We start from the raw sequence: 20,503 nt of genomic DNA, 5'->3' as shown, positions 1-20,503 counted from the left end.
CCGGATGTGACGAAGGGGATGCGTCTCCCAGCGTACGTCGGCGCGTCCCCGCGTCCTGCCGCCGGAGCTCAGCCGCCGAGCCTCTCGCTCTCGCCGATGCGCACGCCGCGCGCCCAGTCGGCCGCGCGCATCGGCTTCTTGCCCTGGGCCTGCACCCACAGCAGCTCGACGGCGTACGAACCGGTGCCGACGTGCACGCTGTTCTTGCCGACGGCCGGCTGCCCGGGCGCGAGGTCGGTGCGCTCGGGCACGGGCGTGACCTGGATGAGCTTGAGCCGCTCGCCGCGGAAGGTGGTCCAGGCGCCGGGCGCCGGGGTGCAGCCGCGCACCACCCGGTCCACGCGCAGCGCGGGCGCGGCCCAGTCCACCTGGGCGTCCTCGACGGTGATCTTCGGTGCGACGGTGATGCCCTCGGCCGGCTGCGGCACGGCCTTCAGGGTGCCGTCCTCGATGCCGTCCATGGTGGCGGCGAGCAGTCCCGCGCCCGCGAAGGCGAGCCGGGTGAGCAGGTCGCCGCTGGTGTCGGTGGGCCGGATCTCCTCGGTCACGGTGCCGTAGACGGGCCCGGAGTCGAGCCCCTCCTCGATGAGGAACGTCGAAGCCCCGGTGATCTCGTCACCGGCCATGATGGCGTGCTGCACCGGCGCCGCCCCGCGCCAGGCGGGCAGCAGCGAGAAGTGCAGGTTGACCCAGCCATGGGCGGGGATGTCGAGGGCGACGCGGGGCAGCAGGGCGCCGTAGGCGACGACCGGGCAGCAGTCCGGGGCGATCTCCCTGAGCCGCTCGAGGAACTCGGGATCCCGCGGCCTGACCGGCTTCAGCACCTCGATCCCGGCCTCCTCCGCCCGCTCGGCCACGGGCGACGCGACCAGCCTGCGGCCGCGCCCGGCCGGCGCGTCGGGCCGCGTGACGACGGCGGCGACCTCGTGCCGCCCGGAGGCGATCAGAGCGTCCAGAGCGGGAACGGCGACCTCGGGGGTACCGGCGAAGACGAGCTTCATGGGCGGGATCGGGCCTCTCGGGCGGGGGTTGACCGGGCAGCGCACCAGTCTATGACCACGACGGGGACGGCCCCATGCCGACGGACGGCGCGCACCGGACCACCCCGGCGTATGCATATGCCCGTACGCCCCCACCCCGTGACCAGCGGAGCGCCCACGCGTTGGTCAAGAAAGAGTTGACCACACAGGGCCGCTTTCTCGGCCCGATTCCTTTCAACGCCGGTTCGAGAGGCTTGTTCATGGCCGACCACGCCACCCACGACGCCCAGGCCCGGGCCAGCCTGCACTCGCTGGTGCGGGACATCGAGCGGGTCCGCCGGCAGGTGGACGCACTGCGCACGCTCACCGCCCAGCTGGGCAACGTCTACCGCCCGCGCCGCTCCGGCCCGTCCACGGGCTTCGTCGTCTACGGACGTGCCCCCGCCCCGACGGTGCGCCTCGCCCAGGAACTCCGGGACAGCGTCGAAACGCTCGTCACGGCGGCCGTGGACTTCGACCGCTCCCTCGGCTTCTCGTGGGACGCGGTGGGCTCTGCGCTCGGCGTCACCAAGCAGGCGGTGCACCGCCGTTACGGCGCACGCCGCGCCGCCGCCCAGGCGGCGGCCGAGGCCGAACGGGCCGCGGAGCCGTCCGGCACCCGCACGGTCAACGTGAACAGCGGCCTGCCGGCGGTCCCGACGGTCCCCGCGGCCCGTTCCATGCCGACGCAGCCCACCGCGGGCAGCCAGTCCCTGCGCGACGACGCCCGCCCGACGGCCTTCCCCGGCCCGCGCAACCCCTGATCCGCGGCGGACCGCCCGCCGTCTCCTCCCTGCCCTCCCGAACGTCCGGGAGGGCAGACGTGTGCAGCAGGAACGAGCCGCCCGGCACCCACTGACCGGCGGGCGCCGCGAGCGGCAGCAGGTCTGCCGGCTCGTCAGCCGATGTCCGGCGGATCGATCCGCACCCGCACCGCCTCCCCGCTCCCCCGCGCCATCCGGGCGGCCTGCGCGGTCTTCAGCGCGGAGGCCAGCGCGGACCCACTGCCCGGCGGGACCCGGACCAGCGCCCGGTCCCAGTGCTCACCCGGCGGCGGCGCCCCGGGTCTGCGGGGCCCGCCGGGCGGCGCCGGCGGTATCGGCACCGGCCCCAGCACCTCCGCGTCCTGCGGCAGTTCGACCGAGGCGAGGAACTCGGCGACGGCCGCGGGCGTCCCGGACACCGCCGCCATCCGCGAGACGGGCGGGAAGCCCAGTTCGGCGCGTTCGGCCAGTTCGCGCACCGCGTGCCCGACGGGGTCCCAGCGCACCAGCGCCTGCACCGGCCGCAGGGTCGGCTCGGCCACCACGACCACCGTGCCGCCCTCGCTCTGCGGCCGCACCAGCGCTGCCGCCGCGATCCACCGGCGCAGCGCGTCCTCGCCGGCCCGCAGGTCGGGTCGTACGAGCATGGCCCAGCCGTCCAGCAGGAGGGCAGCCGCGTATCCGCCCTCGGCGACCGGTTCGGCCCCCGGTGTGCTCACCACCAGCGCGGGCGTGCCCGGCACCGTGTCCAGCACGTGCTCCCGCCCCGAGGTGCGCACCGGGACGGCGGGGAAGGCGCGCCCCAGCTCCTCGGCCGTCCGCCGGGCCCCGACGACCTGGGCGCGCAACCGGAATCCGCCGCACTCGGGGCAGTGCCAGCCGCTCTCCTCGCGCCCGCACCAGCCGCATCGCAGCACCCCCGCGTCCTGCCCCTGCAGCGGCCCGGAGCAGTGCGCGCAGCGGGCGGGGGCCCGGCACTGTGCGCAGGCCAGGCGGGGTGCGTAACCGCGCCGGGGCACCTGGACCAGCACGGGCCCGTGCCGCAGCCCCTCGCGGGCCGTCTGCCAGGCGAGGGTGGGCAGCCGGGCGGCGCGGGCGGCCTCGTCGCGCGCGAGGTCGCCGTCCCCGACGGTGCGGACCAGGGGCGCGGCCCGGCGTACCTGCTCGCGGCCGGCGACCAGCGGCCGGGCCCAGCCGCTGTCCACGAGCTGGGCGGCCTCGACGGTGCAGGCGAAGCCGCCGAGCAGGAAGGCGCACTTGTCCAGCGCGGCGCGCAGCAGCAGCACGTCGCGTGCGTGCGGCTGCGGGGCGTGCTGCTCGCTGTGGCTGTCGTCGCCGTCGTCCCAGATGGCGACGAGCCCCAGGTTCTGCACGGGCGCGAACATGGCGGCGCGGGTGCCCACCACGGCCCGTACGGACCCCCGCCGTACGGCGAGCCACTGCGCGTACCGCTTCTCGGGCCCGGCGTCGGCGGTGAGCAGCGCGTGCCGGCCGGCGCCGAGCAGGCCGGTGAGCGCGGCGTCGACGCGCGCGGCGGCCCGCCCGTCCGGTACGACGACCAGGGCGCCGCGCCCGGACGCGAGCGTGGCGGCGACGGCGCGGGCCAGTTCCTCGCTCCACAGCGGGCCCGGCAGCGCGTTCCAGACGGCCCTGGGCGCGTTGCCGGCGGCGAGGGCGTGGAGGAAGGCGCTGCCGTGCTCGTAGCGCCCCCAGGAGCCCGCCTCGGGCGCTGCGGGCGGGGGCAGCGGCGCGGGGGACGGCCGCTGCTCCGCTCGCGCGCTGCGGGGCGGCACGGCGAGCTGGAGGACGTCGGCGAGGCTTCCGGCGTACCGGTCGGCGACGGCTCGCGCGAGACTGAGCAGCTCCTCGCTGAGCACACGCTCCGGGGAGACGACCTGGGCCAGTGCGGCCAGCGGGCCGCTGTAGTCGGACTCGGCGCGGCGCTCGATCAGGAAGCCGTCGATGAGCCCGCCGCCCTCGCGGCGCCCCTCGCGCACCCGGTGCCGCCCGGCCCCGAACCGCACCCGCACCCGAACGCCCGGCTGTGCGTCGGCGTCCAGCTCGGCGGGGACCGCGTAGTCGAAGTACCGGTCGAGGTGCAGGACGCCCTTGTCGACGAGCACCCGGGCGACGGGCAGCTCCTCGGCGAGTGCGGCCCCCCGCCAGGTGCGCGGCTTGGCCCGCGGCGCCCGCGCCTTGCGCACGCTCTCCCGGATCAGCGCGAGCTGCTCCGGCGGCGCCCCTTCGGCCCCGCCGCCCCCCGGCTCGTTCTCGCTGCTCACCCTTGCATTCTTACCAAACCCCACCGACAACGGGCGCCGGCCGCCGATCGGGTCCCGCGCACAGACCCGCACCTGGCAGGGGAGCCGGCGACGGGCACGACCGCCGGATCCGGCCGCCCCGGCCGGCTGAGCCCCGACACGTCGAGGCCCGGCCCCCGGAGGCGGGGACCGGGCCTCGTCGCGAGCGAGCGGGCCGGTTACAGGCCGACCGCGGCGCGCAGGGCGTCCACGCGGTCCGTGCGCTCCCAGGTGAAGTCGGGCAGCTCGCGGCCGAAGTGGCCGTAGGCGGCCGTCTGGGCGTAGATCGGGCGGAGCAGGTCGAGGTCGCGGATGATCGCGGCCGGACGGAGGTCGAAGACCTCGTCGATCGCCTTCTCGATCTTCTCGGCGTCGACCTTGGCGGTGCCGAACGTCTCCACGAACAGGCCGACCGGCTCGGCCTTGCCGATCGCGTAGGCGACCTGGACCTCGCAGCGGGAGGCCAGGCCCGCCGCCACCACGTTCTTGGCGACCCAGCGCATCGCGTACGCCGCCGAGCGGTCCACCTTGGACGGGTCCTTGCCGGAGAAGGCGCCGCCGCCGTGGCGGGCCATGCCGCCGTAGGTGTCGATGATGATCTTGCGGCCGGTCAGGCCGGCGTCGCCCATCGGGCCGCCGATCTCGAAACGGCCGGTCGGGTTGACCAGCAGGCGGTAGCCCTCGGTGTCGAGCTTGATGCCCTCGTCCAGCAGGGCCTTCAGCTCCGGCTCCACGACGAACTCGCGGATGTCGGGGGCGAGCAGCGACTCCAGGTCGATGTCGGAGGCGTGCTGCGAGGAGACGACCACCGTGTCGAGACGGACGGCCTTGTCGCCGTCGTACTCGATGGTGACCTGCGTCTTGCCGTCCGGGCGCAGGTAGGGGATCGTGCCGTTCTTGCGCACGTCGGACAGCCGCTTGGACAGGCGGTGGGCCAGGAAGATCGGCAGCGGCATCAGGGTCGGCGTCTCGTCCGAGGCGTAGCCGAACATCAGGCCCTGGTCGCCGGCGCCCTGCCGGTCCAGTTCGTCGTCGTCGCCCTCGACCCGGGCCTCGTAGGCCGCGTCGACGCCCTGCGCGATGTCCGGGGACTGCGCGCCGATGGAGACGGACACACCGCAGGAGGCGCCGTCGAAGCCCTTCTTGGAGGAGTCGTAGCCGATCTCGAGGATCTTGCTGCGGACGAGGGTCGCGATGTCCGCGTAGGCCTTGGTCGTCACCTCGCCGGCCACATGCACCAGGCCCGTGGTGATCAGCGTCTCGACGGCGACCCGGGAGGTCGGGTCCTCGCGCAGAAGCGCGTCGAGAATGGTGTCGCTGATCTGGTCAGCGATCTTGTCGGGGTGACCCTCGGTGACGGACTCCGAGGTGAACAGGCGACGGGACACAACGCTCCCTGGGGTTGCAGCGGCTGCTGGCTGATCATTTGCGGTCGACGCACGGAGGCTGCGCCCGGCGTCGGCCGTGGACAGTTTATCGGTCGCACTCGGCCGACGGGTCACCTGTCTCGCCTCTCGGGAGCGCTGTGACCTGCGGCACGGGCATTCTGCCCAATGCCGGGCGGCATTGGCCAGGCCCGCCACACCCCAATTGCGGCTGACGTGCACCTGCCGCGGAGGCCGGGCGGACTCAGCCCAGGCGCTGTGCGACGAGGTCCCAGACGACGTCGGCGAGGGCTTCCTTGGGCCCGTGCGGCACGGGGGTCTCGCTGCCGTCGGCGCCCAGCACCACGGCCTCGTTCTCCTCGGAGCCGAACGTCTTGCGCTCCCCGACCTCGTTGACCACGAGCAGGTCGCAGCCCTTGCGGGCGAGTTTGGCGCGTCCGTTGGCGAGGACGTCGTCGGTCTCGGCGGCGAACCCGACGACCACCTGGCCGGGGCGGGCGCGCTCGGCGGAGATCTCCGCGAGGACGTCCGGGTTGCGCACGAGGACGACCGGGTCGGGGTCCTGGCCGTCCTTCTTCTTGATCTTGCCGGTCGCGTAGGCCGCGGGGCGGAAGTCGGCGACGGCGGCGGCCATGACGACCGCGTCGGCGTCCGCCGCCGCCTTCAGGACGGCCTCGCGCAGCTGGACGGCCGTGCCGACCGGTACGACGTCGACGCCCGCCGGGTCGGGCAGCCCGGCGTTGGCGGCGATCAGGGTGACCCGGGCGCCGCGGGCGGCGGCGGTGCGGGCGAGGGCGTAGCCCTGCTTGCCGGAGGAGCGGTTGCCGAGGAAGCGCACCGGGTCGAGGGGCTCGCGGGTGCCGCCGGCGGAGACGACGACGTGCCGCCCCTTCAGGTCGGGCTCGGTGACACCCCGGGCCAGCACCCGGCGGCAGACCTCGAAGATCTCCACCGGATCGGGCAGGCGGCCCTTGCCGGTGTCGACGCCGGTGAGCCGGCCGACGGCGGGCTCGATGACGACGGCGCCGCGGCGGCGCAGCGTGGCCACGTTCTCCTGGGTGGCCGGGTGCTCCCACATCTCGGTGTGCATGGCGGGTGCGAAGACGACCGGGCAGCGGGCGGTGAGGAGGGTGTTGGTCAGCAGGTCGTCGGCGAGGCCGTGGGCGGCCTTGGCGAGCATGTCGGCGGTGGCGGGCGCGACCACGACCAGGTCGGCGTGCTGGCCGATGCGGACGTGCGGGACCTCGTGGACGTCGTCCCAGACGTCCGTCGAGACGGGGTTGCCGGACAGGGCGGACCAGGTGGCGGCGCCGACGAAGTGCAGCGCGGAGGCGGTGGGCACCACGCGCACGTCATGGCCCGACTCCGTGAACCTGCGCAGCAGCTCACAGGCCTTGTAGGCGGCGATGCCGCCGCTGACCCCCAGAACGACCTTCGGCTTGTCCACGCTCACTCCCCGGACTCGTCAACCCTGCACACCCCATGACACACCACAGGCCCGGCAGCCGCGCCGCCGGGCCTGTCATGCGAGAACGAACGGTTACTGCGCCGGGCCCTCGACGGCCTCGGAGGTCAGCAGGCCGGCGTTGATCTCGCGCAGGGCGATCGACAGCGGCTTCTCGTGGACGTGGGTGTCGACGAGGGGACCGACGTACTCGAGCAGGCCCTCGCCGAGCTGCGAGTAGTACGCGTTGATCTGGCGGGCCCGCTTGGCCGCGTAGATCACGAGGCTGTACTTCGAGTCGGTGGCCTCAAGCAACTCGTCGATCGGCGGGTTGATGATGCCCTCGGGCGCGGTGATGGAAGAGGACACGCTCTACCTTCCGATGGGTGGGAAAAGATCATTCATGACCACGCAACGTGATCACACAACATCCATCAAGGCTAGCAGCTCGCGCGCCACGTCCTCGACGGAGGTGTTGACCAAGGTCGTGTCGAACTCCGGCTCGGCCGCCAGCTCGGTCCTGGCCGCCTCCAGGCGGCGCTCGATGACCTCGGGCGGCTCGGTGCCCCGGCCGGTCAGCCTGCGCACCAGCTCCTCCCAGGAGGGCGGAGCCAGGAACACCAGCTGGGCGTCCCCCATGGACTCCCGTACCTGCCGGGCGCCCTGGAGGTCGATCTCCAGCAGGACGGGCTCCCCCTTCTCCAGCCGCTCCTGCACGGCCGCGCGGGGCGTGCCGTAGCGGTTGCCGGCGAACTCGGCCCACTCCAGCAGCTCGCCGTTGGCGATCAGCTTGTCCATCTCCTCGTCGGTGACGAAGAAGTAGTGGACTCCGTGCTTCTCGCCGGGGCGCGGCTTGCGGGTGGTGGCCGACACCGAGAGCCAGACCTCGGGGTGTTCCTTGCGCATATGGGCGACGACCGTGCTCTTGCCGACCCCCGAGGGGCCGGAGAGCACGGTCAGCCGCGGACGTTCACTCATGCAGCGATTATTCCAGCAATCCCGGTGTGCCCGGGACTCCCGGTCCGGCTCCCCCTGCGCGGGGAGGCGGGCTCAGGAGCCGGTGCTGCCGAATTCACGCTCCAGGGAAGCGATCTGGTTGGAACCGAGACCGCGCACGCGGCGGCTCTCGGAGATGCCCAGACGCTCCATGATCTGCTTGGCGCGGACCTTGCCCACGCCCGGCAGCGACTCGAGCAGTGCGGAGACCTTCATCTTGCCGATGACGTCGTTCTCCTGGCCCTGCTTGATGACCTCGTGCAGGGAGGCGCCGGAGTGCTTGAGTCGATTCTTGACCTCGGCCCGCTCCCGGCGAGCCGCGGCGGCCTTTTCGAGCGCGGCTGCGCGCTGTTCGGGGGTAAGGGGCGGAAGAGCCACGCCTACGTCACCTCGGATGTCGAACTGTCGGATACGGACCGGTGAGGAACCTAGTCGCCCCACACCTGGGGAGCTACGAGCAACACGCTTCGCCCGTTCTCCCCCACTACCTCATGGGTGTGGGGGTGTCCCCACAGCTCGGAGACTAGCGGTCAAGGCCGCCAGAGTCAGCGAGAACAGCGGAAAAGTCCTGGTCAGCCTCCGCCAGGTCGGACATTTACGACATTCTGCCCCCGATTTGAGGATGTATTCACACTCAAGTCGCCGCAAGGCCGCCCAGCCGAGCACCCCTCCGAGGTCTCAGGCGCCGGAAACGGCCGCCCGGACCTCCTCCGCGAAGCGCTCCGCGGCCGCGCGCAGCGCCCCCGCGTCGGGACCGTGCCGCAGCACACCCCGGCTGACGTTCGGCACGACGTTGCGCACCGCCGGCCCGAACACCTTCGGGAGATCGGCCGCCGTGGCGCCCTGCGCGCCGACACCGGGCGCGAGGAGCGGTCCGTTGATCGCGAGGTCGTACGACGACAGGTCGCCGACCGTGGCGCCGACGACGGCGCCGAAGGAGCCCAGCGGCTCGTCCCCGGCGTTCTCGGCGGCCAGGTGGGCCAGCATGGTCGCGCCCACGGTCCGGCCGTCCGCGCGGACCGCGTGCTGGACCTCGGGGCCCTCCGGGTTGGAGGTCAGCGCCAGCACGAACAGACCGGCGCCGCTCTCCCGGGCCAGCGCCACGGCCGGGCTGAGCGAGCCGTAGCCGAGGTACGGCGAGACGGTCAGGGCGTCGGAGAACAGCGGGGCGTCCTTGTGCAGGTAGGCCTCGGCGTACCCGGCCATGGTCGAGCCGATGTCGCCGCGCTTGGCGTCCATCACGACGAGGGCGCCGGCCGCACGCGCCTCCTGGACGGCCTTCTCCAGCACGGCGACCCCGCGCGAGCCGAAACGCTCGAAGAAGGCGCTCTGCGGCTTCATCACGGCGACCCGGCCGGCGACGGCCTCGACGACCGTGCGGCTGAACCGCTCGAGTCCGGCCACGTCGTCGTTCAGTCCCCACTCGGCGAGCAGGGAGGCGTGCGGGTCGATGCCGACGCACAGCGGGCCGCGCTCGTCCATGGCGCGGCGCAGGCGGGCGCCGAAGGGCTCCGTCGGGCTCATGCGGGCTTCCTCACGTCGGCGCCGACCGCGTCGGCGAGGGTGGCGTAGGGGCTGGTGCGCAGACGGGCGGCGAGGCCCTTGTGGATCGCGCGGGACCAGAAGGGGCCCTCGTAGACGAAGGCGCTGTAGCCCTGGACCAGCGTGGCGCCGGCCAGGATGCGCTGCCAGGCGTCCTCGGCGGTCTCGATGCCGCCGACGCCCACGAGGGTGATCCGGTCGCCCACGCGCGCGTACAGGCGGCGCAGGACCTCCAGGGAGCGTGCCTTCAGCGGGGCGCCGGACAGACCGCCGGTCTCCTTCACCAGCGCGGGCGCGGACTTCAGGCCGAGCCCCTCGCGGGCGATGGTGGTGTTGGTGGCGATGATGCCGTCCAGGCCCAGTTCCACGGCCAGGTCGGCGACGGCGTCGATGTCGTCGTCGGCGAGATCGGGGGCGATCTTCACCAGGAGCGGGACGCGCCGGCCGGCGACCGCCCGGTCGGCGGCTTCGCGGACGGCGGTCAGCAGCGGGCGCAGCGCCTCGGTGGCCTGCAGGTTGCGCAGGCCGGGGGTGTTCGGGGAGGAGACGTTGACGACCAGGTAGTCCGCGTAGGGCGCGAGGCGCTCGGCCGACTTCACGTAGTCGCCGACGGCCTCCGCCTCGGGGACGACCTTGGTCTTGCCGATGTTGACGCCGACGACGGTCCGGAACACCGGCTCGCGGGTGGCCAGACGGGCGGCGACGGCAAGGGAGCCGTCGTTGTTGAAGCCCATGCGGTTGATCAGCGCCCGGTCGGCGACCAGGCGGAACAGCCGCTTCTTCGGGTTGCCCGGCTGCGGCTCGCCGGTGACCGTGCCGATCTCCACATGGTCGAAGCCCAGCATCGCCATGCCGTCGACGGCGACGGCGTTCTTGTCGAAGCCGGCGGCCAGCCCGAAGGGTCCGTGCATCCGCAGCCCGAAGGCCTCCGTGCGCAGCTCCTTGTAGCGGGGCGCGAGGGCGGCGGCGAGGAAGGTGCGCAGCACGGGGATGCGGACGGCGAGGCGGATCCAGCGGAAGGCGAGGTGGTGGGCCTTCTCGGGGTCCATCCGGGTGAACACCAGACGGAAGAACAGCTTGTACATCTCGGAAAGTCCTCAGTAGTCCTCATGAAGAGGGGGACACCGTTTCCGGTGTCCCCCTCGGGGCCGGCTGCTAGTCCCTGGCGGCGGTCAGGTGCTCCGCGTGTTCCTGGAGCGAGCGCACGCCCACGTCGCCGTGGTTGAGGGCGTCGATGCCCTGGACGGCCGCCGCAAGGGCCTGGACGGTCGTCAGGCACGGCACGGAGCGGGCCACGGCCGCCGTACGGATGTCGTAGCCGTCGAGGCGGCCGCCGGTGCCGTACGGGGTGTTGACGATGAGGTCGACCTCGCCGTCGTGGATGAGCTGGACGATGGTCCGCTCGCCGTTCGGGCCGGTGCCCTCGGACTGCTTGCGCACGACCGTGGCGTTGATGCCGTTGCGCTTGAGGACCTCGGCGGTGCCGGAGGTGGCCAGCAGCTCGAAGCCGTGCGCGACCAGCTCGCGCGCCGGGAAGATCATCGAGCGCTTGTCGCGGTTGGCGACCGAGATGAACGCCCGCCCCTTGGTGGGCAGCGGGCCGTAGGCGCCGGCCTGCGACTTGGCGTACGCCGTGCCGAAGACGGAGTCGATGCCCATGACCTCGCCGGTGGAGCGCATCTCCGGGCCGAGGACGGTGTCGACGCCGCGGCCGTGGATGTCGCGGAAGCGCGACCACGGCATGACGGCCTCCTTGACGGAGATCGGCGCGTCCAGCGGCAGCTCGCCGCCGTCGCCGTTCTTCGGCAGCAGCCCCTCGGCGCGCAGCTCGGCGATGGTCGCGCCCAGCGAGATCCGGGCGGCGGCCTTGGCCAGCGGCACCGCGGTCGCCTTCGAGGTGAAGGGGACGGTACGGGAGGCGCGCGGGTTGGCCTCCAGGACGTAGAGGATGTCGCCGGCCATCGCGAACTGGATGTTGATCAGGCCGCGCACCCCGACACCGCGCGCGATGGCCTCGGTGGAGGCGCGCAGGCGCTTGACGTCGAAGCCGCCGAGGGTGATCGGGGGCAGGGCGCACGCCGAGTCGCCGGAGTGGATGCCGGCCTCCTCGATGTGCTCCATGACGCCGCCCAGGTACAGCTCCTCGCCGTCGTAGAGGGCGTCGACGTCGATCTCGATGGCGTCGTCCAGGAACCGGTCGACGAGGACCGGCCGGGAGGGGCTGATCTCGGTGGACTCGGCGATGTAGGCGGCGAGGCGGGTCTCGTCGTAGACGATCTCCATGCCGCGGCCGCCCAGGACGTACGACGGCCGGACCAGGACCGGGTAGCCGATCTCGTCGGCGATGGCCTTGGCCTCGGCGAAGGTGGTGGCCGTGCCGTGCTTCGGGGCGGGCAGGCCCGCCTCGGCGAGCACCCGGCCGAAGGCGCCGCGGTCCTCGGCGGCGTGGATCGCCTCGGGCGAGGTCCCCACGATCGGCACGCCGTTGTCCTTCAGGGCCTGCGACAGGCCGAGCGGGGTCTGTCCGCCCAGCTGCACGATCACGCCCGCGACCGGTCCGGCCTGCTGCTCGGCGTGGACGATCTCCAGCACGTCCTCCAGCGTGAGCGGCTCGAAGTACAGCCGGTCGGAGGTGTCGTAGTCGGTGGAGACGGTCTCCGGGTTGCAGTTGACCATCACGGTCTCGTACCCGGCGTCGGACAGCGCGAAGGAGGCGTGGACGCAGGAGTAGTCGAACTCGATGCCCTGGCCGATGCGGTTCGGGCCGGAGCCCAGGATGATCACGGCCGGCTTCTCGCGCGGGGCGACCTCCGTCTCCTCGTCGTAGGAGGAGTAGAAGTACGGCGTCTTCGCGGCGAACTCGGCGGCGCAGGTGTCGACCGTCTTGTAGACCGGGCGGATGCCGAGCGCGTGCCGGACCTCGCGGACGACGTCCTCGCGCAGGCCGCGGATCTCGGCGACCTGCTGGTCGGAGAAGCCGTGCCGCTTGGCCTCGGCGAGCAGGTCGCGAGTCAGCTCGGGGGCCTCGGCCAGCTCGTCCGCGATCTCCTTGATCAGGAAGAGCTGGTCCACGAACCACGGGTCGATCTTCGTGTACGCGAAGACCTCCTCGGGGGTGGCGCCCGCGCGGATGGCCTGCATGACCGTGTTGATCCGGCCGTCGGTGGGGCGGCGGGACTCCTCCAGCAGCGCCTGCTTGTCGCCCGGGTCGCCCACGAAGGTGAACTGGCTGCCCTTCTTCTCCAGCGAGCGCAGCGCCTTCTGGAACGCCTCGGGGAAGTTGCGGCCGATGGCCATGGCCTCGCCGACCGACTTCATGGTGGTGGTCAGCGTGGAGTCGGCCTGCGGGAACTTCTCGAAGGCGAAGCGCGGGGCCTTGACGACGACGTAGTCGAGCGTGGGCTCGAAGGAGGCCGGGGTCTCGGCCGTGATGTCGTTCGGGATCTCGTCCAGCGTGTAGCCGACGGCCAGCTTGGCGGCGATCTTGGCGATCGGGAAGCCGGTGGCCTTGGAGGCCAGCGCCGACGAGCGCGACACGCGCGGGTTCATCTCGATGACGATCACGCGACCGTCCTCGGGGTTCACCGCGAACTGGATGTTGCAGCCGCCGGTGTCGACGCCGACCTCGCGGATGACGGCGATGCCGATGTCCCGCAGGATCTGGTACTCGCGGTCGGTCAGGGTCATCGCGGGCGCGACGGTGATCGAGTCACCGGTGTGCACGCCCATGGGGTCGAAGTTCTCGATGGAGCAGACGACCACGACGTTGTCGTTCTTGTCGCGCATCAGCTCCAGCTCGTACTCCTTCCAGCCGAGGATGGACTCCTCCAGGAGCACCTCGGTGGTCGGGGAGAGCGTGAGGCCCTGCCCGGCGATGCGGCGCAGCTCCTCCTCGTCGTGCGCGAAGCCGGAGCCGGCGCCGCCCATGGTGAAGGACGGGCGGACGACGACCGGGTAGCCGCCGAGGGTCTCGACGCCCTTGAGGACGTCGTCCATGGAGTGGCAGATGACCGAGCGGGCGGACTCGCCGTGCCCGATCTTCCTGCGGACCTCCTCCACGACCTCCTTGAACTGGTCGCGGTCCTCGCCCTTGTGGATGGCCTCGGGCCGGGCGCCGATCAGCTCCACGCCGTACTTGGCGAGGACGCCGTTCTCGTGCAGGGCGATGGCGGTGTTCAGGGCCGTCTGGCCGCCGAGGGTGGGCAGCAGGGCGTCGGGGCGCTCCTTGGCGATGATCTTCTCGACGAAGTCCGGGGTGATCGGCTCGACGTACGTGGCGTCGGCGATCTCCGGGTCGGTCATGATCGTCGCCGGGTTGGAGTTGACGAGGATGACGCGCAGGCCTTCGGCCTTGAGCACGCGGCACGCCTGGGTGCCGGAGTAGTCGAACTCGGCGGCCTGGCCGATGACGATCGGGCCGGAGCCGATGACCAGGACGGACTGGATATCGGTGCGCTTAGGCACGCTGGCCCTCCATCAGGGAGACGAAGCGGTCGAACAGGTAGGCGGCGTCGTGCGGTCCCGCTGCCGCTTCGGGGTGGTACTGGACGGAGAAGGCCGGCTGGTCGAGCAGCTGCAGCCCCTCCACGACGTCGTCGTTGAGGCAGACGTGCGAGACCTCGGCGCGGCCGAACTTCGTCTCGCTGACCTTGTCGAGCGGTGCGTCCACGGCGAAGCCGTGGTTGTGCGCGGTGACCTCGACCTTGCCGGTCGTACGGTCCTGGACCGGCTGGTTGATGCCGCGGTGGCCGTACTTCAGCTTGTAGGTGCCGAAGCCGAGGGCGCGGCCGAGGATCTGGTTGCCGAAGCAGATGCCGAACAGGGGCGTCTTCCGCTCCAGGACGGCGCTCATCAGCGCAACCGGGCCGTCGGCGGTCGCCGGGTCGCCGGGGCCGTTGGAGAAGAACACACCGTCCGGGTTGACGGCGTAGACCTCGTCGGCCGTGGCGGTCGCGGGCAGGACGTGCACCTCGATGCCGCGCTCGGCCATCCGGTGCGGGGTCATGCCCTTGATGCCGAGGTCGATGGCGGCGACGGTGAACCTCTTCTCGCCGATCGCCGGGACGACGTACGCTTCCTTGGTCGCGACCTCCTCGTAGAGGCTCGCGCCCTTCATGTGCGGCTGGGCCTGCACGCGCGCGACGAGCTCGGACTCGGCGGCGATCGCCTCGCCCGAGAAGATGCCGGCGCGCATGGAGCCGCGCTCGCGCAGGTGGCGGGTGAGCGCCCGGGTGTCGATGCCGGAGATGCCGACCACGCCCTGGCGCACCAGCTCGTCGTCCAGGGAGCGCTTGGCACGCCAGTTGGACGGCACGCGCGCGGGGTCGCGCACGACGTAGCCGGAGACCCAGATGCGTCCGGACTCGTCGTCCTCGTCGTTCCAGCCGGTGTTGCCGATCTGGGGGGCGGTCGCGACGACGATCTGGCGGTCGTACGACGGGTCGGTGAGCGTCTCCTGGTAGCCGGTCATGCCGGTGGAGAACACGGCCTCGCCGAAGGTCTCCCCCACGGCCCCGTAGGCACGGCCGCGGAAGATGCGGCCGTCCTCCAGGACGAGTACGGCGGGAACCCTGTCAGCTCCCCTTGTGGAGGTCGTCATCGTGCGCCTTCCGTGTCGTTGGTCATCTCGTTCAGGGTGGCGACCCACTCGGCGTGCTCGGCCGCGTGGTCGGAGCGGAAGCCGGAGTCGATCAGCTTGTCGCCCAGCGCCCAGGTCACCACCAGCAGTCCGCCCTCGGTGAGGACCTTGCCGGCGATGCCCTTGTCCAGCCGGGCGCCGCGCAGTGCGGCGGCGGGGACGAAGAAGTCGCTCGCGCCGGGGCGCTCGACCTCCAGGCCCGCATCGGTCAGGGTGAGCTCGGCCCGGCTGCGGGTGCCCAGGCCGTGGGCCACGATGCGGTCCAGCCACTGGCCGGCCGTGGTGGAGCCGTGGTAGCGGCCGCTCATGCTCAGTTTCACCGGGCCGGTCTCCTCCGGCGCGCCGGGCGGCACGGGCAGGTCGCTCTGGAGCGTGCCGCGCCACTTCCAGCCCTCGCGCATCAGCCAGTAGACGAGCGCGATGAAGAGGGCGAGTCCGACGAGCCAGCCGATGCGGGCCGGCCAGTCGGTGACCGGGGCCGACTTCTCCGCCTCGGCCAGCAGGATTACAGGTGTCACGTGAGCTTCCCGTCGACGAGCGTGGCCTTGCCCCGCAGCCACGTGTGCGTCACACGGCCCGGCAGCTCACGTCCCGCGTACGGGGTGTTGCGGCTGCGCGAGGCGAAGCCCGCGGGGTCCACCTGGCCACGGTATGCCGCGTCGACGAGGGTGAGGTTGGCGGGCTCACCAGCCGAGACGGGACGGCCGTGTCCGGTGGCCTGTCCGATCTGCGCGGGCTTGAAGGACATCCGGTCGGCGACGCCGGCCCAGTCCAGCAGGCCCGTGTCGACCATGGTCTCCTGGACCACTGACAACGCGGTCTCCAGGCCGACCATGCCCATGGCGGCGGCCGCCCACTCGCAGTCCTTGTCCTCGTGCGGGTGCGGGGCGTGGTCGGTGGCGACGATGTCGATCGTGCCGTCCGCCAGGGCCTCGCGCAGGGCGTGCACGTCGCGCTCGGTGCGCAGCGGCGGGTTGACCTTGTAGACGGGGTTGTAGGTGCGCACCAGCTCGTCGGTGAGGAGCAGGTGGTGCGGGGTCACCTCGGCGGTGACCTGGATGCCGCGGGACTTGGCCCAGCGGACGATCTCCACGCTGCCGGCGGTCGACAGGTGGCAGATGTGGACGCGGGAGCCGACGTGCTCGGCGAGCAGCACGTCCCGGGCGATGATCGACTCCTCGGCGACGGCCGGCCAGCCGCCCAGGCCCAGCTCGGCGGAGACGACGCCCTCGTTCATCTGGGCGCCCTCGGTCAGCCGCGGCTCCTGCGCGTGCTGGGCGACGACCCCGCCGAAGGCCTTCACGTACTCCAGCGCGCGGCGCATGATCACCGCGTCGTCCACGCACTTGCCGTCGTCGGAGAAGACGGTGACGCCGGCCGCCGAGTCGTGCATGGCGCCCAGCTCGGCGAGCTTCCTGCCCTCGAGGCCGACGGTGACGGCGCCGATGGGCTGCACGTCGCAGTAGCCGTGCTCCTGGCCGAGCCGCCACACCTGCTCGACCACGCCGGCGGTGTCGGCGACAGGGAAGGTGTTGGCCATGGCGAACACGGCGGTGTAGCCGCCGGACGCGGCCGCGCGGGTGCCGGTCAGGACGGTCTCGGAGTCCTCGCGGCCCGGTTCGCGCAGATGGGTGTGCAGGTCGACCAGGCCCGGCAGCAGCACCTTGCCGCCGGCCTCGACGACCTCGGCGCCCTCGGCGGACAGGCCGGTGCCCACCGCCGCGATCGTCTCGCCGTCGATCAGCACGTCCTGCGGCTCGCCGCCGAGCACCTTCGCACCACGGATCAGGGTCTTGCTCATGGGGGTTACTTCTCCTCGGTGGTACGGGCGTGGGTGACGGCGGGCTCGTTGCCGCCGAGCAGCAGGTACAGGACGGCCATCCGGATGGAGACGCCGTTGGCGACCTGCTCGACGGCGGTGCAGCGGTCGGAGTCGGCGACCTCGGCGGTGATCTCCATGCCGCGGACCATCGGGCCGGGGTGCATCACGACGGCATGCTCGGGCAGCTTGGCCATGCGGTCGCCGTCGAGGCCGTAGCGGCGGGAGTACTCGCGCTCGGTCGGGAAGAAGGCGGCGTTCATCCGCTCGCGCTGGACGCGCAGCATCATCACCGCGTCGCACTTGGGCAGCGCGCTGTCGAGGTCGTACGACACCTCGCAGGGCCAGGTCTCCACGCCGACCGGCACCAGGGTGGGCGGGGCGACGAGGGTGACCTCGGCGCCGAGGGTGTGCAGCAGGTCCACGTTGGAGCGGGCGACCCGGCTGTGCAGGACGTCACCGACGATGGTGATCCGCCGGCCGGACAGGTCCTGGCCGAGCCCGGCGTCCCGGCCGATGAGCCGGCGGCGCATGGTGAAGGCGTCCAGCAGGGCCTGGGTGGGGTGCTGGTGGGTGCCGTCGCCGGCGTTGATGACCGCGGCGTCGATCCAGCCGGAGTTCGCCAGGCGGTACGGCGCTCCGGAGGCGCCGTGCCGGATGACGACGGCGTCGACGCCCATGGCCTCCAGCGTCTGGGCGGTGTCCTTCAGGGACTCGCCCTTGGACACGCTGGAGCCCTTGGCGGAGAAGTTGATGACGTCGGCGGAGAGGCGCTTCTCGGCGGCCTCGAAGGAGATCCGCGTGCGCGTGGAGTCCTCGAAGAAGAGGTTGACGACGGTGCGGCCGCGCAGGGTCGGCAGCTTCTTGATCGGCCGGTCGGCGACCCGGGCCATCTCCTCGGCGGTGTCGAGGATCAGGACGGCGTCGTCACGGGTGAGGTCGGCGGCCGAGATGAGATGACGCTGCATCTGTCAGGCTCCGTAAGGCAGTTCAATCGGGAGATTCGGGGCAGACGGGCGCGTGCGTGGGTACGCCGGAGCGCGCCCTGCGCCTGACGTGCTACTGGTCGGCCTTCACACCGAGCAGCACGGTGTCGCGACCGTCCTCCTCGGCGAGCTGGACCTTGACCGTCTCCCGCAGCGACGTGGGGAGGTTCTTGCCGACGTAGTCGGCGCGGATGGGCAGTTCGCGGTGGCCGCGGTCGACCAGGACCGCGAGCTGTACCGCGCGGGGGCGCCCGATGTCGTTCAGGGCGTCGAGGGCGGCGCGGATGGTGCGGCCGGAGAACAGCACGTCGTCGACGAGGACGACCAGCTTGCCGTCGATGCCGTCACCGGGGATCTCGGTGCGGGCCAGCGCACGCGGCGGGTGCATGCGCAGGTCGTCGCGGTACATGGTGATGTCGAGGGAGCCGACCGGGATCTTGCGGTCGGTGATCTGCTCCAGCTTGGCGGCGAGCCGCTGGGCGAGGAAGACACCCCGGGTGGGGATGCCGAGGAGCACCACGTCGTCGGCGCCCTTGGCGCGCTCGACGATCTCGTGGGCGATGCGGGTCAGCACCCGCGCGATGTCGGGGCCCTCGAGAACGGGCCGCGCATCGGACGCAGGCGGAGTCGCGTGCGAGTCCTGCTTGTCCATACGAAAAGGACCTCCTTCTCCGCCTCACGGGACGGACCTTAAAGGACGCCTGATTTGCGCCATCCACCGTAGCAGGTCATGCAGAGGGCTCCGGTCACCCCCCTGGCCCAACCGGTTGCCGCTACCACGGAAGAGTCGGTGTGGACCATTCGGCTTGACGCAGAAGAATCACGCTGCGTAACCTCACAGTGAGTTACCAGCCGCGCGGCGGGAACCCAGCCCAGTCGCGTCGACACAGTGTCCGGGGAGCTATATGTCCAGCGAATACGCCAAACAGCTCGGGGCCAAGCTCCGGGCCATCCGCACCCAGCAGGGCCTTTCCCTCCACGGTGTCGAGGAGAAGTCCCAGGGTCGCTGGAAGGCCGTGGTGGTCGGGTCCTACGAGCGTGGCGACCGTGCGGTGACCGTCCAGCGGCTCGCCGAGCTGGCCGATTTCTATGGCGTTCCGGTTCAGGAGCTGCTGCCGGGCACCACGCCGGGCGGCGCCGCCGAGCCGCCGCCGAAGCTGGTCCTGGACCTCGAGCGGCTGGCCACCGTGCCGGCCGAGAAGGCGGGACCCCTGCAGCGTTACGCGGCGACGATCCAGTCCCAGCGCGGCGACTACAACGGCAAGGTGCTCTCCATCCGCCAGGACGACCTGCGCACACTCGCCGTCATCTACGACCAGTCCCCCTCGGTCCTCACGGAGCAGCTGATCAGCTGGGGTGTGCTGGACGCGGACGCGCGCCGCGCGGTGGCCGCGCACGAGGAGAGCTGAGCCGCTCCACACCCGAGCAGAAACGTGCCGCCGGGGTGGCCGGAACCATGCGGTTCCGGCCACCCCGGCGGCGTTCTCACAGGCGTTCGCACGGCTGTGGGAGGGAATGCCGGAGGGCCCGCAGCACGAGCGTGCTGCGGGCCCTCCGGCGATGTCGTACCGGGCTTCTACGCCTGGTCCCGGCGCAGGGACGGCTTGAGTTCCTTCAGGCGGCCCAGCAGGCCGTTGACGAACGACGGCGACTCGTCGGTGGAGAACTCCTTCGCCAGCTGCACCATCTCGTCGAGCACGACGGCGTCCGGGGTCTCGTCCACCCAGATCAGCTCGTACGCGCCGAGCCGCAGGATGTTGCGGTCCACGACCGGCATCCGGTCCAGCGTCCAGCCGACCGCGTACTGGGCGATCAGCTCGTCGATGCGCTTCGCGTGCTCGGCGTAGCCCTCGACGAGCTGCATCGTGTACTCGCTGACCGGCGGCTGCCGGGTGTCGGACCGGGACAGCCGGATCCAGTCCGCGAGGACCGTCAGGACGTCGGCGCCGCGCTGGTCGCCCTCGAAGAGGATCTGGAAGGCGCGTTTGCGGGCCGTGTTGCGGGCAGCCACGGTTAGCTGTTCACCCGGCCGAGGTAGTCGCTGGTGCGGGTGTCGACCTTGATCTTCTCACCGGTGGTGATGAAGAGCGGGACCTGGATCTGGTGGCCGGTCTCCAGCGTGGCGGGCTTGGTGCCGCCGGTGGAGCGGTCGCCCTGGACGCCCGGCTCGGTCTCGGCGACGGTCAGCTCGACGGCGGCCGGCAGCTCGACGAAGAGCACCTCGCCCTCGTGCTGGGCGACGGTGGCCTCGAAGCCCTCGACCAGGAAGTTGGCGGCGTCGCCCACCACCTTGCGGTCGATGTGCAGCTGGTCGTAGGTCTCCATGTCCATGAAGACGAAGTAGTCGCCGTCCATGTACGAGAACTGCATGTCGCGCTTGTCGACAGTGGCCGTCTCGACCTTGACTCCGGCGTTGAAGGTCTTGTCGACCACCTTGCCGGACAGCACGTTCTTGAGCTTGGTGCGCACGAAGGCCGGGCCCTTGCCGGGCTTGACGTGCTGGAACTCGACGACGGACCAGAGCTGGCCGCCTTCGAGCTTGAGCACCATGCCGTTCTTGAGGTCGTTCGTGGAAGCCACGGTTGCGGAATCTCCTGGACTGACGTACGA

The 20,503-nt window shown here is 71.9% G+C and carries 19 protein-coding genes; 2 read left to right on the top strand and 17 right to left on the bottom strand.

Going from position 1 to position 20,503, the window contains the following annotated elements; translation table 11 throughout:
• Positions 1–68: 68 nt before the first annotated feature.
• Entirely contained in the window at positions 69–1,001 is a 933-nt protein-coding gene (fmt, locus tag OG956_RS30360) for a methionyl-tRNA formyltransferase (RefSeq protein WP_330341188.1), read from the bottom strand.
• 239 nt (positions 1,002–1,240) lie between these two features.
• Between fmt and OG956_RS30355 the strand changes: the two genes are divergently transcribed.
• The gene (locus OG956_RS30355; RefSeq protein WP_330341187.1) at positions 1,241–1,783 is read left to right on the top strand and encodes a hypothetical protein; all 543 of its coding nucleotides are present in this window, start codon (positions 1,241–1,243) and stop codon (positions 1,781–1,783) included.
• Between the two features lie 134 nt (positions 1,784–1,917).
• Here OG956_RS30355 and OG956_RS30350 read toward each other — a convergent pair whose 3' ends face one another.
• From OG956_RS30350 to pyrR, 14 genes are all read right to left on the bottom strand, one after another.
• Positions 1,918–4,065, bottom strand: coding sequence for a primosomal protein N' (locus OG956_RS30350; protein WP_330341186.1), 2,148 nt, complete (start codon positions 4,063–4,065; stop codon positions 1,918–1,920).
• A 197-nt stretch (positions 4,066–4,262) separates the two neighbouring features.
• Positions 4,263–5,471 carry a methionine adenosyltransferase gene (metK, locus tag OG956_RS30345; protein WP_330341185.1) on the bottom strand — a complete coding sequence of 403 codons (1,209 nt, stop codon included), beginning with the start codon at positions 5,469–5,471 and terminating at the stop codon, positions 4,263–4,265.
• A gap of 241 nt (positions 5,472–5,712) precedes the next feature.
• Positions 5,713–6,915, bottom strand: coding sequence for a bifunctional phosphopantothenoylcysteine decarboxylase/phosphopantothenate--cysteine ligase CoaBC (gene coaBC, locus OG956_RS30340; protein ID WP_330341184.1), 1,203 nt, complete (start codon positions 6,913–6,915; stop codon positions 5,713–5,715).
• 93 nt (positions 6,916–7,008) lie between these two features.
• On the bottom strand, positions 7,009–7,281 hold the full coding sequence (gene rpoZ / locus OG956_RS30335) for a DNA-directed RNA polymerase subunit omega (RefSeq protein WP_003982715.1): 273 nt from the start codon (positions 7,279–7,281) through the stop codon (positions 7,009–7,011).
• Positions 7,282–7,332: 51 nt separating this feature from the next.
• Positions 7,333–7,890, bottom strand: a complete 558-nt coding sequence (gene gmk, locus OG956_RS30330; RefSeq protein ID WP_330341183.1) for a guanylate kinase — start codon at positions 7,888–7,890, stop codon at positions 7,333–7,335.
• A gap of 72 nt (positions 7,891–7,962) precedes the next feature.
• The gene (locus OG956_RS30325) at positions 7,963–8,286 is read right to left on the bottom strand and encodes an integration host factor (protein WP_003977346.1); all 324 of its coding nucleotides are present in this window, start codon (positions 8,284–8,286) and stop codon (positions 7,963–7,965) included.
• Between the two features lie 300 nt (positions 8,287–8,586).
• Positions 8,587–9,432, bottom strand: coding sequence for an orotidine-5'-phosphate decarboxylase (pyrF, locus tag OG956_RS30320; RefSeq protein ID WP_330341182.1), 846 nt, complete (start codon positions 9,430–9,432; stop codon positions 8,587–8,589).
• Positions 9,429–10,535 carry a quinone-dependent dihydroorotate dehydrogenase gene (locus OG956_RS30315; RefSeq protein WP_330341181.1) on the bottom strand — a complete coding sequence of 369 codons (1,107 nt, stop codon included), beginning with the start codon at positions 10,533–10,535 and terminating at the stop codon, positions 9,429–9,431. The genes pyrF and OG956_RS30315 overlap by 4 nt, the downstream gene beginning before the upstream one ends.
• 70 nt (positions 10,536–10,605) lie before the next feature.
• The gene (gene carB, locus OG956_RS30310) at positions 10,606–13,914 is read right to left on the bottom strand and encodes a carbamoyl-phosphate synthase large subunit (protein WP_330341180.1); all 3,309 of its coding nucleotides are present in this window, start codon (positions 13,912–13,914) and stop codon (positions 10,606–10,608) included.
• Positions 13,907–15,049: a glutamine-hydrolyzing carbamoyl-phosphate synthase small subunit gene (gene carA, locus OG956_RS30305; RefSeq protein ID WP_330341179.1), complete on the bottom strand. Its 1,143-nt coding sequence runs from the start codon at positions 15,047–15,049 to the stop codon at positions 13,907–13,909. The genes carB and carA overlap by 8 nt, the downstream gene beginning before the upstream one ends.
• Positions 15,046–15,606: a PH-like domain-containing protein gene (locus tag OG956_RS30300; protein ID WP_330341178.1), complete on the bottom strand. Its 561-nt coding sequence runs from the start codon at positions 15,604–15,606 to the stop codon at positions 15,046–15,048. The genes carA and OG956_RS30300 overlap by 4 nt, the downstream gene beginning before the upstream one ends.
• Positions 15,603–16,889: a dihydroorotase gene (locus tag OG956_RS30295; protein WP_330341177.1), complete on the bottom strand. Its 1,287-nt coding sequence runs from the start codon at positions 16,887–16,889 to the stop codon at positions 15,603–15,605. Before OG956_RS30295 ends, OG956_RS30300 begins: the two co-directional genes overlap by 4 nt.
• 5 nt (positions 16,890–16,894) lie before the next feature.
• Positions 16,895–17,875 carry an aspartate carbamoyltransferase catalytic subunit gene (locus tag OG956_RS30290; protein ID WP_330341176.1) on the bottom strand — a complete coding sequence of 327 codons (981 nt, stop codon included), beginning with the start codon at positions 17,873–17,875 and terminating at the stop codon, positions 16,895–16,897.
• A gap of 91 nt (positions 17,876–17,966) precedes the next feature.
• Positions 17,967–18,545, bottom strand: a complete 579-nt coding sequence (gene pyrR / locus OG956_RS30285; protein WP_330341175.1) for a bifunctional pyr operon transcriptional regulator/uracil phosphoribosyltransferase PyrR — start codon at positions 18,543–18,545, stop codon at positions 17,967–17,969.
• Between the two features lie 253 nt (positions 18,546–18,798).
• Here pyrR and bldD point away from each other — a divergent pair, with 253 nt between their 5' ends.
• Positions 18,799–19,302 (top strand): transcriptional regulator BldD, encoded by a 504-nt coding sequence (gene bldD, locus OG956_RS30280; RefSeq protein WP_043498969.1) that lies wholly within the window; start codon positions 18,799–18,801, stop codon positions 19,300–19,302.
• A gap of 167 nt (positions 19,303–19,469) precedes the next feature.
• On the opposite strand, the gene nusB is transcribed toward bldD, so the two are convergent.
• Together nusB and efp are read right to left on the bottom strand one after the other, a co-directional pair.
• Positions 19,470–19,904 (bottom strand): transcription antitermination factor NusB, encoded by a 435-nt coding sequence (gene nusB, locus OG956_RS30275; protein ID WP_189814907.1) that lies wholly within the window; start codon positions 19,902–19,904, stop codon positions 19,470–19,472.
• A 2-nt stretch (positions 19,905–19,906) separates the two neighbouring features.
• A complete protein-coding gene (gene efp / locus OG956_RS30270) occupies positions 19,907–20,473 on the bottom strand; it encodes an elongation factor P (protein WP_330341174.1) in 567 nt (188 codons plus the stop codon).
• Between the last annotated feature and the right edge of the window lie 30 nt (positions 20,474–20,503).

Origin of the sequence: Streptomyces sp. NBC_00557, assembly GCF_036345995.1 — a bacterium.
GTDB lineage: Bacteria > Actinomycetota > Actinomycetes > Streptomycetales > Streptomycetaceae > Streptomyces.
This window is presented reverse-complemented; position numbering and strand designations above follow the sequence as displayed.